At 65.6% G+C, this 12958-nt stretch carries 18 protein-coding genes and 1 pseudogene; 7 read left to right on the forward strand and 12 right to left on the reverse strand.

Annotated elements, in window-relative coordinates; translation table 11 throughout:
- The first annotated feature begins 392 nt into the window (after positions 1–392).
- On the forward strand, positions 393–815 hold the full coding sequence (locus tag C1J01_RS21675) for a DUF5709 domain-containing protein (RefSeq protein WP_111180813.1): 423 nt from the start codon (positions 393–395) through the stop codon (positions 813–815).
- Between the two features lie 78 nt (positions 816–893).
- Positions 894–1496, forward strand: coding sequence for a molybdopterin-dependent oxidoreductase (locus tag C1J01_RS21680; protein WP_111180836.1), 603 nt, complete (start codon positions 894–896; stop codon positions 1494–1496).
- Positions 1497–1868: 372 nt separating this feature from the next.
- On the opposite strand, the gene C1J01_RS21690 is transcribed toward C1J01_RS21680, so the two are convergent.
- The 9 genes and pseudogenes from C1J01_RS21690 to C1J01_RS21725 all read right to left on the reverse strand — a co-directional run bounded on the left by C1J01_RS21690 (position 1869) and on the right by C1J01_RS21725 (position 5992).
- Entirely contained in the window at positions 1869–2507 is a 639-nt protein-coding gene (locus tag C1J01_RS21690; RefSeq protein WP_220040023.1) for a TetR/AcrR family transcriptional regulator, read from the reverse strand.
- Positions 2508–2550: 43 nt separating this feature from the next.
- The gene (locus tag C1J01_RS21695) at positions 2551–2880 is read right to left on the reverse strand and encodes a hypothetical protein (RefSeq protein WP_220040024.1); all 330 of its coding nucleotides are present in this window, start codon (positions 2878–2880) and stop codon (positions 2551–2553) included.
- A gap of 106 nt (positions 2881–2986) precedes the next feature.
- Positions 2987–3103: pseudogene (locus C1J01_RS21700) on the reverse strand (hypothetical protein); the annotation flags it as partial.
- Positions 3104–3165: 62 nt separating this feature from the next.
- Positions 3166–3501, reverse strand: a complete 336-nt coding sequence (trxA, locus tag C1J01_RS21705) for a thioredoxin (RefSeq protein ID WP_111180815.1) — start codon at positions 3499–3501, stop codon at positions 3166–3168.
- Between the two features lie 112 nt (positions 3502–3613).
- Complete coding sequence (locus tag C1J01_RS49980) at positions 3614–3790, reverse strand: hypothetical protein (protein WP_181448892.1); 177 nt, start codon at positions 3788–3790, stop codon at positions 3614–3616.
- A gap of 12 nt (positions 3791–3802) precedes the next feature.
- Positions 3803–4108 carry a DUF427 domain-containing protein gene (locus tag C1J01_RS21710; RefSeq protein ID WP_111180816.1) on the reverse strand — a complete coding sequence of 102 codons (306 nt, stop codon included), beginning with the start codon at positions 4106–4108 and terminating at the stop codon, positions 3803–3805.
- A gap of 165 nt (positions 4109–4273) precedes the next feature.
- Positions 4274–4594, reverse strand: coding sequence for a DUF6510 family protein (locus tag C1J01_RS21715; protein ID WP_111180817.1), 321 nt, complete (start codon positions 4592–4594; stop codon positions 4274–4276).
- On the reverse strand, positions 4591–5400 hold the full coding sequence (locus C1J01_RS21720; protein WP_235854583.1) for an FAD-binding oxidoreductase: 810 nt from the start codon (positions 5398–5400) through the stop codon (positions 4591–4593). The genes C1J01_RS21715 and C1J01_RS21720 overlap by 4 nt, the downstream gene beginning before the upstream one ends.
- Positions 5393–5992: a molybdopterin-dependent oxidoreductase gene (locus C1J01_RS21725; protein WP_111180818.1), complete on the reverse strand. Its 600-nt coding sequence runs from the start codon at positions 5990–5992 to the stop codon at positions 5393–5395. Before C1J01_RS21725 ends, C1J01_RS21720 begins: the two co-directional genes overlap by 8 nt.
- Before the next feature lie 342 nt (positions 5993–6334).
- Here C1J01_RS21725 and C1J01_RS21730 point away from each other — a divergent pair, with 342 nt between their 5' ends.
- Positions 6335–6922 (forward strand): uracil-DNA glycosylase family protein, encoded by a 588-nt coding sequence (locus C1J01_RS21730; RefSeq protein ID WP_111180819.1) that lies wholly within the window; start codon positions 6335–6337, stop codon positions 6920–6922.
- A 69-nt stretch (positions 6923–6991) separates the two neighbouring features.
- Here C1J01_RS21730 and lpdA read toward each other — a convergent pair whose 3' ends face one another.
- Complete coding sequence (gene lpdA / locus C1J01_RS21735) at positions 6992–8386, reverse strand: dihydrolipoyl dehydrogenase (RefSeq protein WP_111180820.1); 1395 nt, start codon at positions 8384–8386, stop codon at positions 6992–6994.
- A gap of 375 nt (positions 8387–8761) precedes the next feature.
- Between lpdA and C1J01_RS21740 the strand changes: the two genes are divergently transcribed.
- Together C1J01_RS21740 and C1J01_RS21745 are read left to right on the forward strand one after the other, a co-directional pair.
- Positions 8762–9679 carry an NADP-dependent oxidoreductase gene (locus C1J01_RS21740; RefSeq protein WP_111180821.1) on the forward strand — a complete coding sequence of 306 codons (918 nt, stop codon included), beginning with the start codon at positions 8762–8764 and terminating at the stop codon, positions 9677–9679.
- Positions 9680–9753: 74 nt separating this feature from the next.
- A complete protein-coding gene (locus tag C1J01_RS21745; RefSeq protein ID WP_181448893.1) occupies positions 9754–10179 on the forward strand; it encodes a GNAT family N-acetyltransferase in 426 nt (141 codons plus the stop codon).
- A 366-nt stretch (positions 10180–10545) separates the two neighbouring features.
- On the opposite strand, the gene msrA is transcribed toward C1J01_RS21745, so the two are convergent.
- Both msrA and C1J01_RS21755 read right to left on the reverse strand, forming a co-directional pair.
- Complete coding sequence (gene msrA / locus C1J01_RS21750; protein WP_111180823.1) at positions 10546–11100, reverse strand: peptide-methionine (S)-S-oxide reductase MsrA; 555 nt, start codon at positions 11098–11100, stop codon at positions 10546–10548.
- A complete protein-coding gene (locus tag C1J01_RS21755; protein ID WP_220040026.1) occupies positions 11097–11360 on the reverse strand; it encodes a peptide-methionine (R)-S-oxide reductase in 264 nt (87 codons plus the stop codon). Before C1J01_RS21755 ends, msrA begins: the two co-directional genes overlap by 4 nt.
- A gap of 346 nt (positions 11361–11706) precedes the next feature.
- On the opposite strand from C1J01_RS21755, the gene C1J01_RS21760 reads away from it, so the two are divergent.
- Together C1J01_RS21760 and C1J01_RS51335 are read left to right on the forward strand one after the other, a co-directional pair.
- Positions 11707–12408, forward strand: coding sequence for an NADP-dependent oxidoreductase (locus tag C1J01_RS21760; protein WP_220040027.1), 702 nt, complete (start codon positions 11707–11709; stop codon positions 12406–12408).
- Positions 12408–12650 (forward strand): MDR/zinc-dependent alcohol dehydrogenase-like family protein, encoded by a 243-nt coding sequence (locus C1J01_RS51335; RefSeq protein WP_235854587.1) that lies wholly within the window; start codon positions 12408–12410, stop codon positions 12648–12650. Before C1J01_RS21760 ends, C1J01_RS51335 begins: the two co-directional genes overlap by 1 nt.
- The last annotated feature ends 308 nt before the right edge of the window (positions 12651–12958 follow it).

Raw genomic sequence — 12958 nt, forward strand, 5'->3', positions numbered from 1 at the left:
TCGTCGCAGAGCACGGCCTGAACGGTGTGCCGGCGGCCGGCCGCCAGATCGGCCATGAGCTGCGGTGCTTCGGCGAAACGGGCGACATCGGTGATCACGTGCCGGCGTAGCAGCGACCCGCGCCGCCCCAGCAGCGCGATCTGCCTCAAGGCCGGCGTTCTCTACGACGAAGTCACCGCTTGGTCGCATCGCGCCGACTCGGCCCGCCTCTTTGACCGGCGGCGATCCGCCCTCGAAACTGGCCGAAATCGTCCGTTTTTTCAGCATGAAGCGGTACAATCCCAGAGCAAATACCGCAAGAGGCACACGTAGCCGACCCGCCGTGATGCTCGAGGGCAGCCGCTAAGGCGAGGTCGCCGGGCCGACCGCACAACATATTCGAGGGAGACGTTATGGACGACTACGTCCCGGGACTGCTGCCACCAGAAGAGAGTCTCGATGACGATGAGCTCGGCGAGGACGGCGACAGCCCGGGTTACCTGCCGGCGGATCGCCCGATCGGAAGCCTGGCCTGGGGGTTGACTGCTGACGAGGCTCGCACTCACGAGCCCTTCAGTCAGCGACTTGCCCGCGAGGTTCCCGACATCACGGACGATGAGGTAGGCGACGGGATCGGTGATGCATCCGACACCGATGGTGAACTCATCGACGACCAAGTCGGCGGCCTGAGGGCGGGTCGGCTCGTCTGGGCCGCCCAAGATGCCGGCGACCCGTCGTCGGATCTTCGAGCCGAGGACGTCGGCATCGATCGTGCGGGGGCCTCCGCGGAGGAGGCTGCGATTCATATCGTCCCCGACGACCCGTTCGAAGTGTAGGAGCTCAGCGCAGGGGCGACCGGATCCGCCAGAACGACACATGAGTCGTGGACCATCGCTCGTGAAGGGGAGGACATGATGTCCGGCACCACGCGAGGGTTCGTCGGTAGACGGCGGGATCGCGGCAAGGATCTTCCACCGGGACAACACCTCACAGACGGATTCCCGGTGCTCTCGACCGGGCCCACGCCCCGAGTGGACAAGAAGGACTGGGAGCTCTTCATTCGCACGGGTCCCGACACATCGACGCGATGGACGTGGCAGGAGCTCATGGCGCTGCCCATCAGCGCTGTCGTCGCCGACATTCACTGCGTCACAAGTTGGTCAAAACTGGAAACTCGATGGCGCGGAGTCTCGCTTGACGTACTCCTGAAGGATGTACAGACAAGCGATCAGTACGTGATGGCGCACTCCTACGGCGGTTACAGCACGAACCTCGCGCTGGAAGATCTTCGCGGCGACAAGGCCTGGATCGTCTTCGAACACGATGGCGTTGAGCTCACACCGGAACATGGCGGACCGGCACGACTTCTCGTACCGCATCTCTACTTCTGGAAGAGCGCGAAGTGGATTCATGGATTCGTCACGCAGGAGCGCAACATGCCCGGGCTTTGGGAGCGTAACGGCTACCACCTGCACGGCGACCCATGGCGAGAGGAGCGGTACTCCCGTTGGTCATAGAAACACCACCCTCCGCCTGGGTCGAGTCGGCCTGCCGGGCGGTGCCGGCCCGATGAGAGGATCGAGCACATGGACGAAGGCTGGGATCAGGAGCTCGACACGCTGCTGAGGGCGATCCCGGAGGGCTGGTCACGTGCGGAGATAGCCGGACAAGCTTGGGGCGTTACGCGTACTACGCACGCAGGAGGCAAGGTGATCTCGCTTAACGCGGAGCGACTCAGTGACACCGAGCAGCTCGGGGCAAACGTGTGGATCACGTCTGGGGGGCCGGTCCTCAGGCCGTGTGAGGTGCCGGCAGAAAAGGTCATGCGGTTCCTTCGTGCCGCGGCGAAGGTGTACACCGATTAGGCGACCGGGTCCCCCAAGGGGCCGCTACGATGCCGCGTCCCGGCTCAGCATGTGCAGATGCGCTATGGCCATGTCGATTGCGGAAGCCATTGGTGTGACGTCGCGGGATGCCTGCGCTACCAGATAGCCACCCTGTACGGCTGCCAAGAGACCTGTGGCGAGTTGTGCGACGTCGGCTTCCTGCGGAAGGATGCCCGCCTTCTGAAACCGCCGGAGGAGATCCTCAAAGAGCTCTTGCCACGCCGCAAACAGGTCGTGGAGCTTCTTGCGCGCGATCTCGTCCTGATCGGAGACCTCGTTGGCCAGCGAACCCAACGGGCACCCGTACCTGCCCTCGTGCAGGGCGTTGTTCTCGACGAGTGCATCCCGCCAACGCCGCAGGCCGTTGAACGTCATCACCTTGCTCAGGCGTTCGCGTTCAACGGCGATCGTGCGCTCCCCCACGAACTCGATGACCGCCCGCACCAGCGCTTGCTTGTCTTCGAAGTGTCGGTACAGCTGGGACTTGCTGACGTTGCTCGCAACGACGACATCGTCAAGGGTCGTGCCCCCGACACCTCGTACACGGATCAGGTCGGCTGCCGTAGCGATGATTCGAGACCTCGTCTTCGCACCACGCGCCGTCAACCGCGCGACCGCGGTCTCGCTCGATCCCTCCTCCACAGTGTCATGCTACTGACATTTCTGGTGGACGAATCAGTTCCACTCATCGGTACCGGCCGTTGTAGCGGACTCCGCTCCGGATATCAGTGAAGCTGACACCGACCGGCACCCCGGCCTCGACGATCCACCGGACCATGTACGTCGCCCGGTACGTTGGCGGCCAGAATGATGCGAAGGTCCCGTCAGCAACGACAGACCACTCGCCATCTGATGACAGGCCCCTGTCGACGTAGGTCGTTCGCCCCTCTGCCGTGAACGTTTGAGTCGCACCGTCGGAGAACACGAACTGTGACGAGGTCAGGGCGGCGGTCATGTCCACCGCATCGACCGGCTGGCCATCGACAACGTTCCTACCGGAGGGAATGCGGTCCATCGAACTCTCCTGACATCGGGCACGACACGGGTGGAGGGGCAACACGGGCCCACACGGTTACGCCGACTACATATGGACGATACCGTCCAGTTACCCCCGAAGAGGGTCACCGGCAACACGGGCGCAAGCGCTGGAAGGTGCACACGGTCCTCGGCTCGAGGCTGCCATCTCGATCCCGCGGAACGATGATCTCGACCGGACTGACGTCGGTAAGCACGGTATTGGAGCGACTGCCTTACCTGTTGCCGGCCGGCCCAGCAGCCCCCGATCCGGCGGCTGGTCCCTCTAGGAGCCGCTGATGTAGTCGGCGAGCTGACGCTCGAACTCGGCCTTCGGGTGAGCGCCGAGGATTGTCTTCGCCAGGCTGCCGTTGTGGAACACGGCGATAGTGGGGATGGCCATGACGTTGTAGCGTGCGGCGGTCTTGGGGTTCTCGTCGACGTTGAGCTTGGCGACGGTGAGTTCGCCCGCATGCTCGGCGGCGATCTCGTCCAGGATCGGCGAGACCATCCGGCACGGGCCGCACCACTCAGCCCAGAAGTCGACGACGACAGGGGAATCTGCCGCCAACACCAACTTCTCGAACGAATCGTCGGTCACCGTGATCACCTGCGTTTCCATCAGGGTCCCTCCTCCGTTTTGGCCTTGGACATCTGCGGTGCGCGGAACCTCCACCTCGCTCGGATCTCACCGAGACGACGCCTGCCGTTCGAGCGTGGCAGCGGGTTCCGCGTCACACACCTAGTTGGTGACCGCGAGCTTGTACGGTCTTTCGCCCTGCGGCGTTTTCGTCGGCCGGGCCAACGTCGTTGAGCGCCACGGTCGAGAAGATCGCGGCCTTCGCAGGGAGCGCGAGGATCTCCTGGGCGAGATCTTGGGGGTTCGTCTGTCGCATGTGCTGTTCGGTCATCGGCGTGGTCAGTCAGATCTCGATCCGGACCTGGCGCCCATCGAAAGCGACATAGCCACTGAAGTCGCGGCCAACACGGGCCGCCGCCGACTCTTTGACAGCCGGGTAGGACCAAGCCCCGTCATTGAGCACCGTCTCGCCGACCAGGACGTCGTGATACTGCGCCCTTCCCTTCCAGGGGCAGGTGTAGGGCGTTGGGCTGTCGCGGAGCACGCCGGCCACGACCGAGTCCGGTGGGAAGTAGACATTCCCCTCCATCCTGACTACCGCCTCGTCCGCGGCCTCGGCCACGACGGTCTCCCCAACCACTGCCTTCATTCCGTTTTCCCCTCATCGATCCTTTGGTGGCCCAGCCAGAGTCAGCGTGCGCGTTCAACCAGACGTTGGTGTCGGAGAGGGCTCTGCTTCTTACCCGTGTCCTGAGAACGCGCAGCTGGACGGATGAGGACTGAGCTCATCGCGTTGGCCGGCCGGCCATGGCGGTCAGACAGGATCCGGGGTGCGCGGAAACAACCACGAGCTGGAGCCCGAGATGTCGAGCCACGTGCCCTGTGGCGTGCGGGCCACTCGGGCGACCATCGCCTCACACTCGCGACAGCGCAGCACGGTTCCCGGTCCGCCCAGGTAGGCCTGCAGTTGCCCGAATGCTTGTGTGGCGCCGCAGCTACCGCAGCGGACAGTGACGGTGGTCGGGTCGGCCGCGAGGATCCCGGCGAAGTCGCCCGCAGCGGCGTTGCCGTCCAAGACTCCGCCTGACTCAGTGCCGCCATCGGGCACGGCCGGGGTCGAGAGATCCGAGGTCATCGATCAACTCCTGTTGCTCCAAAGCGTTCTGTACGTAGGCGATCGTCGGGGTATCCCACCTCGTGGAGCAGCCTCGTGGCGTGGTCGACGAAGCCAGAGGAGCCGCACACGTAGACCCGGGCCGCCAACGGGTCCGGCCACGCAGACGGAGGTCGGATGTCCTCGACCGCGAGGTGTGAGGCGGGACGGGGGTGCCCGTCGGGGATCTTGCGCGTGTAGACGAGGCGCACTTCGGCGGACCCTGGCGCGGACAGATCGGCCGACATCTCTTCCAGTTCAGGCCCGTACATGAGGTCGCGAGGGCCGCGAAGCGAATACACGAGCATCGTCGGCGTCGCATCCCCCGCTCGCTTCCGGGCTCGCAGCATGGTGACCAGCGGCACCACCCCTGATCCGCCGGCGATCAGGAGTACCGGGCCGTCCCCGATGGACGGGTCCCCCGGCTCCCAGACGAACCATCCACCGATGGGTCCGCGTACGTCGAGTTCGTCACCGATCTCCATGCCCTCCACCAGGTACGGCGAGACCTCGCCGTGGGGTAGGAGGTCGACGGTGACCGCGACGCGGTCGGGCGTGGCAGGCTCAGCCAACGAGTAGCTCCGCTGGGCCGAGTAGCCGTCCGCGGCTGTGAGACGGATGTCTACGTGCTGACCGGGCAGATGCCCGGTCCAGCCGGGGACACGTAGAACGAGTGTCCGGGAATGCCAGGACTGCGAGTGCAGATCGATGAGCGTTGCCTTGCGCCAGTGATTCCCGACTGACCGAATCTCTTCTACGGAGCTGTCGGTCGTGTTCGTGTCAGTCACCGGCGTAACGCTCCTCGCGCCACGGGTTCCCGTAGTTGTGATAGCCGAAGCCTTCCCAGAAGCCCGGCTCGTCGAAGCGCTGCATCGTGATGCCTTTCACCCACTTCGCGGACTTCCAGAAGTAGAGATGCGGCACCAGTAGCCTGGCCGGACCACCGTGCTCGACCTGAAGCGGCTCTCCCTCGTACTCGTACACGATCCAGGCCTTGCCCCCAACCAGATCCTCCAACGGAAGGTTCGTGGTGTAGCCCCCGTACGAATGCACCATCGCGTATTCGTTGTCGGTTGCGATGTCCTCGAAGAAGGTGTCGAGCGCCACGCCCCGCCAATGGGTCCCGAGTTTCGTCCACCGGGTCACGCAGTGGATGTCAACGTTGATCTCCTCGGAGGGCAAGGCCATCATCTCTTCCCAACTCCACCGCCTCGGGTCGCCAATCTCGGGCGTGATGGTGAAGCTCCATACCTCCGTCGAGATCAGCTGCGTCGGCCCAGCCGTCAGCACAGGGAATCCGTTGGTCAGATGCTGGCCGGGCGGCAGATCGACGGCACGCGAATCGTGATGGCCGAAGAAGCCACGCGAGATTGTCACCATGTGCTCTCTTCCAGACCCAACGGTCTCTAGTGGTGGGCGTCTCACGGTCGGTCGAGGGGGCAGCGACCTTGTAGCGGACGATTTCGTCCAACGTAGGGTTCCGTGTAACTGGTGTCAACGCGCACGCAGGACGTCGACGTTGACATACCCAGCGCGAGGGGCCGCTACGAGCGTGCGGCAAAACTGGACTACATAGACCAACATCAACCGGCAATATCGTGGTGCGACCGGGCGAACCGAGAAGGTGATCTCCGTGGCCGATGGCAGCCACACGCACCGGGCCTTGCCATGTAGACGCAGATCGTCTGAACGAGCAGAGCACCGTCCGACCCGAGGAGGAGCATGTCATCAACAGCATCCGACCTTGAGCGTATTCGCGCCGAGATCACCGCGGATCCCGACAACGCCTGGGCCGCGGCGGCGAACTACCAGCCGATATACGTCGCCGACACCGCGGCACGCATAGCGATTGTGGGACAGGCGCCAGGACGCAAGGCACAGGAGTCGGGCATCCCGTGGAACGACGCGAGTGGAGCCCGTCTCATCGACTGGCTGGGAGTCGACGAGACGACGTTCCGCGACCCATCACGCTTCGCTCTCCTGCCGATGGACTTCTACTACCCCGGCAAGGGGCGACACGGTGACCTTCCTCCCCGCCGGGACTTCGCAGCCCGATGGCACCCGCGGATCCTCCAGGCGATGCCCCACGTTCAGCTGACGCTGCTCATCGGCAGCTATGCGCAACAGCACTACCTGGGCACTCGCGAGTCGCTCACGGCGACAGTGCGACGGTTCGCGGACTATCTCCCGGCAGTCCTGCCGCTGGTGCATCCGTCCCCGCTCAACTTTCGATGGCTCGCGAAGAACCCCTGGTATGAGGCAGAGGTCCTCCCCCGGCTACGTCAGTGCGTGCGAGCGGCCCTGGCGTAACAGGTGGCCCAGGACCTGCACAGAGCCCCGCCGGCATGAGGGCCGGACGGGGCTGTGGTGCGGAGACGGCTAGAGGTTGATCATGTGGCCGGCGATGCCTTCGATGGCTTCCTTCATCGCCTCCGACAGCGTCGGGTGAGCGAAGATGTTGCGGGCCACCTCGTCGGCCGTCAGGTCCCACTGCTGGGCCAGCGTCAACGCCGGTAGCAGCTCGGTGACCTCAGGGCCGATCATGTGCGCGCCGAGCAACTCGTTGTGCGTCGCGTCTGCGACGACCTTGACGAATCCGACGCCTTCGGCCATGCCACGGGCCTTGCCGTTGGCGGAGAAGGGGAACTGCGCGACCTTGACGTCGTATCCCTTCTCCTTCGCCTGGGCCTCGGAGTATCCGAAGGAGGCGATCTGCGGCCGGCAGAACGTCGCCCGCGGAATCATGTCGAAGTCGATCTCCATGGTCTCCACGCCGGCGATCGTCTCCGCGGCGACCACGCCCATCGCCTCGGCGGTGTGAGCGAGCATCAGCTTGCCGGTGCAGTCACCGATCGCATAGACGCCCTCGACGTTGGTGCGACCGCGAGCATCGACCGCGATCGCACCACGGTCGGTGAGCGCGACGCCGGCAGCCTCCAGGCCGAAGCCCTGCGTCCGCGGCGCGAAACCGAAGGCGGCCAGGAACTTGTCAGCCTCGATCACCCGCTCATCGCCGCCGGCGGACGGGGCCACCGTCACCCGCACGCCAGAGCCGGTGTCCTGGACACCCTTGACCGCCGTGGACAGCAGCACGTTGACGCCCAGCTTCTTGTAGGCGCGAAGCAACTCCTTGGACACATCGGCGTCCTCGGTCGGCACCATGCGGTCCAGGAACTCCACGATGGTGACGTCGACCCCGAAGTTCTTGAGCACGTAGGCGAACTCCACCCCGATCGCGCCCGAACCGCCGATGACGATCGACTTCGGCAGCCGGTCGGTGAGGATCTGCTCCTCATAGGTGACCACGTTCTCGGAGAGCGTGACCCCCGGAACCAGTCGCACCGTGGCGCCAACGGCGATGATCAGGTTGCCGAAGGTGTAGGACGAGGTCTGATCACCCGTGGAAACGTCGATCGACGTGGGGCCGGTGAGTGTTCCCCAGCCTTCTATCTCAGTGATCTTGTTCTTCTTCATCAGGTAATGCACGCCCTTGGCGCTCGCCTCCGCGACACGGCGGCTGCGCTTGTGCGTGACGCCGAAGTCCATGGTGGCATCACCCGTGATGCCGAAGGTGTCCTTCTCCTGGGTGATGATGTGGGCGATCTCCGCGTTGCGCAGCAGCGCCTTGGACGGAATACAGCCGACGTTGAGGCAGACACCGCCCCAATACTTTTCTTCCACGACGGCGACCGACTTGCCGAGCTGCGCGGCGCGGATGGCTGCGACGTATCCCCCCGGGCCGGCACCGAGGACAAGGACATCGAAATAGGTCACGAGCGGAAGCCTAGACTGCCGCCGTTCGCACCATACGTCGCGCCGCCCCTTCGACGGCGATCTCTCGATGCGGCCGATGACTCCGCACGGCTGATCACCGCAGGTCACATCCCCGGTCCAGACTTGACGATCATCGCCGCCGCGCCTGCGACTCCGAGCGAACCTGACCACCCGCCAAGCCTTCAAGCCACCAGACGAGCCACCGAAGGGCAGTCAGAGCGGCGGCGACGCCTGGCCTCGAGCGCAGCACACCGGGGCCGCACTCCGCGTCACAGATCGTTCCGCGCAGCCGGGTAAGAAGCCGACATCCGGCGTCACTTAACGGGAGAGCCGAAGTGCCTTGTCGGCGAGCGACTGATACGGAGAGGCGTCCCAATGAAGGCGATTGTGGTGACGGATGAGGCCGCGGGAGCGGCCGGCATGACGCTGGCGGAACGGCCCAAGCCGGAGGCGACGGGAAACGACGTGCTGGTTGAGGTTCATGCGTCGGGATTCACCCCCGGCGAGCTGACGTGGCCCGGAACCTGGACCGATCGCCTCGGCCGCGACCGCACGCCGTCGATCCCCGGCCACGAGGTGGCCGGCGTGGTCACCGCGCTCGGCTATGGCACGAGGGGGCTGTCGGTGGGACAGCGGGTGTTCGGCCTCGCGGACTGGACGCGCGACGGCACCCTGGCCGAGTACGTGGCCATCGAGGCACGTAACCTCGCGCCGCTGCCGGGCGACGTCGACTTCACGGTGGGCGCGAGCCTGCCGATCTCGGGACTGACCGCGTGGCAGGGACTGTTCGTGCACGGCCGCTTCGAGGTGGGCCAGAGCGTCCTCGTACATGGTGCGGCCGGCGGAGTCGGCTCGATGGTGGCTCAGCTCGCACGCGAGGCGGGCGCCTACGTCATCGGCACCGGACGCGCCGCCGACCGGCAGGCCGCCCTCGACTTCGGCGCGCAGGAGTTCGTCGACCTCGACAACGACACGCTGGAAGACGTCGGCGAAGTCGATCTGGTCTTCGACGTGATCGGCGCCGACATCGCCAGGCGGTCCGCGGGCCTGGTCCGAGCCGGCGGAATGCTGGTGACCATCGCCGGTCCGCCCGAGGCGCAGCCGGCCGAGGGTCTGGCGGTCGACTTCGTCGTCGAGGCCGATCGCGCCCAACTGAGTGAGGTCGTCCAGCGGGTCAGGGATGGGCGGCTGCGGACGAACATCGGCACCGTCGCGACCCTCGACGACGCCGTCGCCGCCCTGAACCCGACCGAGCGGACCAAGGGAAAGACGATCATCCGCGTTCGCCCCTGAAGGACTCGGCACACCCGAGAACAAGAATGAGCGGCCCCGGCCGGCGAACGAACAGTCAACGAATGGACACCCCCATGACCGACCCGACCCGCCACGCCTTCGAGTACTCCGATGGGAAAGACACCCTCAGTGAGGACCAGGCCGTACTCATCGACGAGATGATCGACGACCCCCATGCTCCCGCGTTCGACTTCGCAGTCGTCAACGACGAGAAGGCCGGCATCTACCAGGCCATCGTCGGCGACCGCGAGATCGCCGGCCTGCCATATGACGTCGCCGGCGACGACCGGATCGTGTTGCTGGCCACCTCGGTGTTCCCCGAGTTCCGCAAGCAGGGCATCGCCACCGAGCTGATCAGACGCGTCCTCGACGACGTGCGCGCGCAGGGCAAGACGGTCACCATCATGTGCCCGGTCGTACGCACCTTCATCGAGCACAACCCCGAGTACGCCGACCTCATCGACGCCGAGCACCCAGGAGTGACCAAAGGCCACCGATGACCTTGGTCACCGAGCCGTTGCCGGCCGGCACCGTCGGCCAACCCACTGACCTGGAGCTGTGATGGGGCCTCAGCGGTCGTCACCGACGGCCGTGATCGCGCTGGGAGCTCTTGGCATCCTCCACCGGCATCGACGAACTCCCGCGCCGCACGATCGTGCCCTGCGCGGACCCCCGGCGGATAGGCGGCCTGGATCGACCATTGGTCGATCACGCTGTCGTGGATGCCGCGCGGGCCAACGCTGCGCAAAGCGCTTCGCAGAGGGTCTGTCCATCCGTGCCGGCTTCGGCCGGCCGCCGGGTGAGACAGCAAACCCCTGGTGAGGGCGCGCCCATACTGAGATGCACGCGCCCTCTCAGTTGGGCGTTCAGTCGGTGGTGGCGGCGCGTTCGGGGAGCACCCAGCCTGGGCGCGGGAAGTGGCAGGTGTACCCGTTCGGATACTTGATCAGGTAGTCCTGGTGCTCGGGCTCCGCCTCCCAGAACGGCCCTGCGGGCTCGATCGTCGTGACGGCCTTACCTGGCCACAGGCCCGACGCGTCGACATCGGCGATCGTGTCACGGGCGACCTGCTCCTGCTCGGGAGTGAGCGGGAAGATCGCGGAGCGGTAGCTCGTACCGATGTCGTTGCCCTGCTGGTTCAGGGTGGTCGGGTCGTGGATCTGGAAGAAGAACGCCAGGATGTCGCGGTAGGTCGTCTGCGCGGGGTCGAAGACGATCTCAACCGCCTCGGCGTGGCCGGGGTGATTGCGGTACGTTGCGTGATCGTTCTCGCCGCCGGTGTATCCAACGCGTGTGTCCAGTACGCCTGGCTGCCGGCGAATGAGGTCCTCCATGCCCCAGAAGCACCCACCAGCCAAGACAGCCGTCTCGGTGCCTGGTTTCCGGGTGATCTGCCCGGTGTCATGAATCCCGCTGGTCATGATGCACGCTCCTCTGTGCTGGTGGTGTCGGTGGTCCTGAACAGCGAGCGGTACTCGCCGTAGCCTTGTGTCCCGAGCTCGGAGACCGGAACGAAGCGCAATGCGGCCGAGTTTATGCAGTACCGCCGGCCACCGGCGTCGGCAGGACCGTCATCGAACAGGTGCCCGAGGTGACTGTCCGCCCCGGCGGACCGCACCTCCGTCACACCCGATGTCACGTGGGTCAGTGGCGAGGAAGTCGTTCGGAGTCCTCCCACCACCGGTCATGACCTTTCGCCACTACCTCTTGGTCAGTTGTCGGGGGAGCCATCGGCTCCCCTTCTGGATACCCGTTAGTGGCCAGGAAAGTGCGGATCTTACGACGTGCGTCGAGAACGGTCTTGCCCCGCTGCTGTGCCTGCGCGAGCGCGCCGGCCGCAACCCGCGATCGCTGCCCGTACCGGCAGGGCCGGCGGCTCATGGCCCTGCCCTTACCGCGGACGATCGCGCCACGAACCGTCAGTGTCGCCCGATGACGGATCGTATCGACCAGCGCGGTAAGACGCCGAGGTCTCGTGCCACTAACACTGGTGAACGAAAAATGCCGTGATTCTGAGAGGCATTCGAATGAAGGCGATCGTGGTGACGGACCAGGCCGCAGGAACGGCCGGGATGACGTTGGCGGAGCGGCCCGAGCCGCAGGCGGCGAGACTCGCCAGCCTCGCGGGCGCGAGCTACGGCGATGTCCTGGTTGAGGTTCATGCGTCGGGATTCACTCCGGATGAGCTCACGTGGCCCTCCACCTGGACCGATCGCCTCGGCCGCGACCGCACGCCGTCGATCCCCGGCCATGAGGTGGCCGGCGTGGTCAGGGCTCTCGGCTATGGAACAACCGGGTTGTCCGTCGGACAGCGGGTGTTCGGGCTCACGGACTGGACCCGCGACGGCACGCTGGCGGAGTATGCGGTCGTCGAGGCGCGTAACCTCGCACCGCTGCCGGGCGACGTCGACTTCACGGTGGGCGCGAGCCTCGCGATGCCGGGCCTGACCGCGTGGCAGGGGCTGTTCGAGCACGGCCGCCTTCAGGCGGGGCAGAGTGTCCTGGTGCACGGGGCGGCCGGCGCAGTCGGTTCGATGGCGACGCAGCTCGCACGCGAAGCGGGCGCCTACGTCATCGGCACCGGACGCGCCGCCGCCCGACAGGCCGCCCTCGACTTCGGCGCGCAGGAGTTCGTCGACCTCGACGACGACACGCTGGAAGACGTCGGCGAAGTCGATCTGTCTTCGACGTCATCGGCGGGGACATCGGGAGACGGTCCGCGGGACTGATTCGAGCCGGAGGAACGCTGGTGAGCGTCACCGGCCCGGCCGAGGCGCCGCCCGCCGACGGCCTGGCGATCGACTTCGTCGTGGTGTCCGATCGCGCCCAACTGAATGAGATCGTCCAGCGGGTCCGAGACGGACGAGTGCGGGCGAACATCGGCACCGTCGCGACCCTCGACGACGCCGTCGCCGCCCTCAACCCGACCAAGCGGGTCAAGGGAAAGACAATCATCCGCGTTCGCCCGTAAGGACTCGGCGACGCGACCCGGCGGCAGATCGGCACAACAAGCCTGGCGCCCCCTGATCAAGTGATGGAGGTCAAGCTCGTCGCCAAGATATAGCTGCTAGGGCAGGTTTTCGTAGTGAATTCGGAGCAACGTGTTGATCGCGGCGATATGGATGGTGGCTTTGTAGCGGACGGCAATATTGTCGAAGCCGGTGGCCACCACTCGGTGACCTTTGAGTTGGTCGACGTGACATTCCCATTCGTGGCCTGATGCTCAGCATTGGCCGATGTTTCGAGTCCTACACTGAGACAATCGACACATTAGGCGAG

Origin of the sequence: Nonomuraea aridisoli, from assembly GCF_003236395.1 — a bacterium.
GTDB lineage: Bacteria > Actinomycetota > Actinomycetes > Streptosporangiales > Streptosporangiaceae > Nonomuraea > Nonomuraea aridisoli.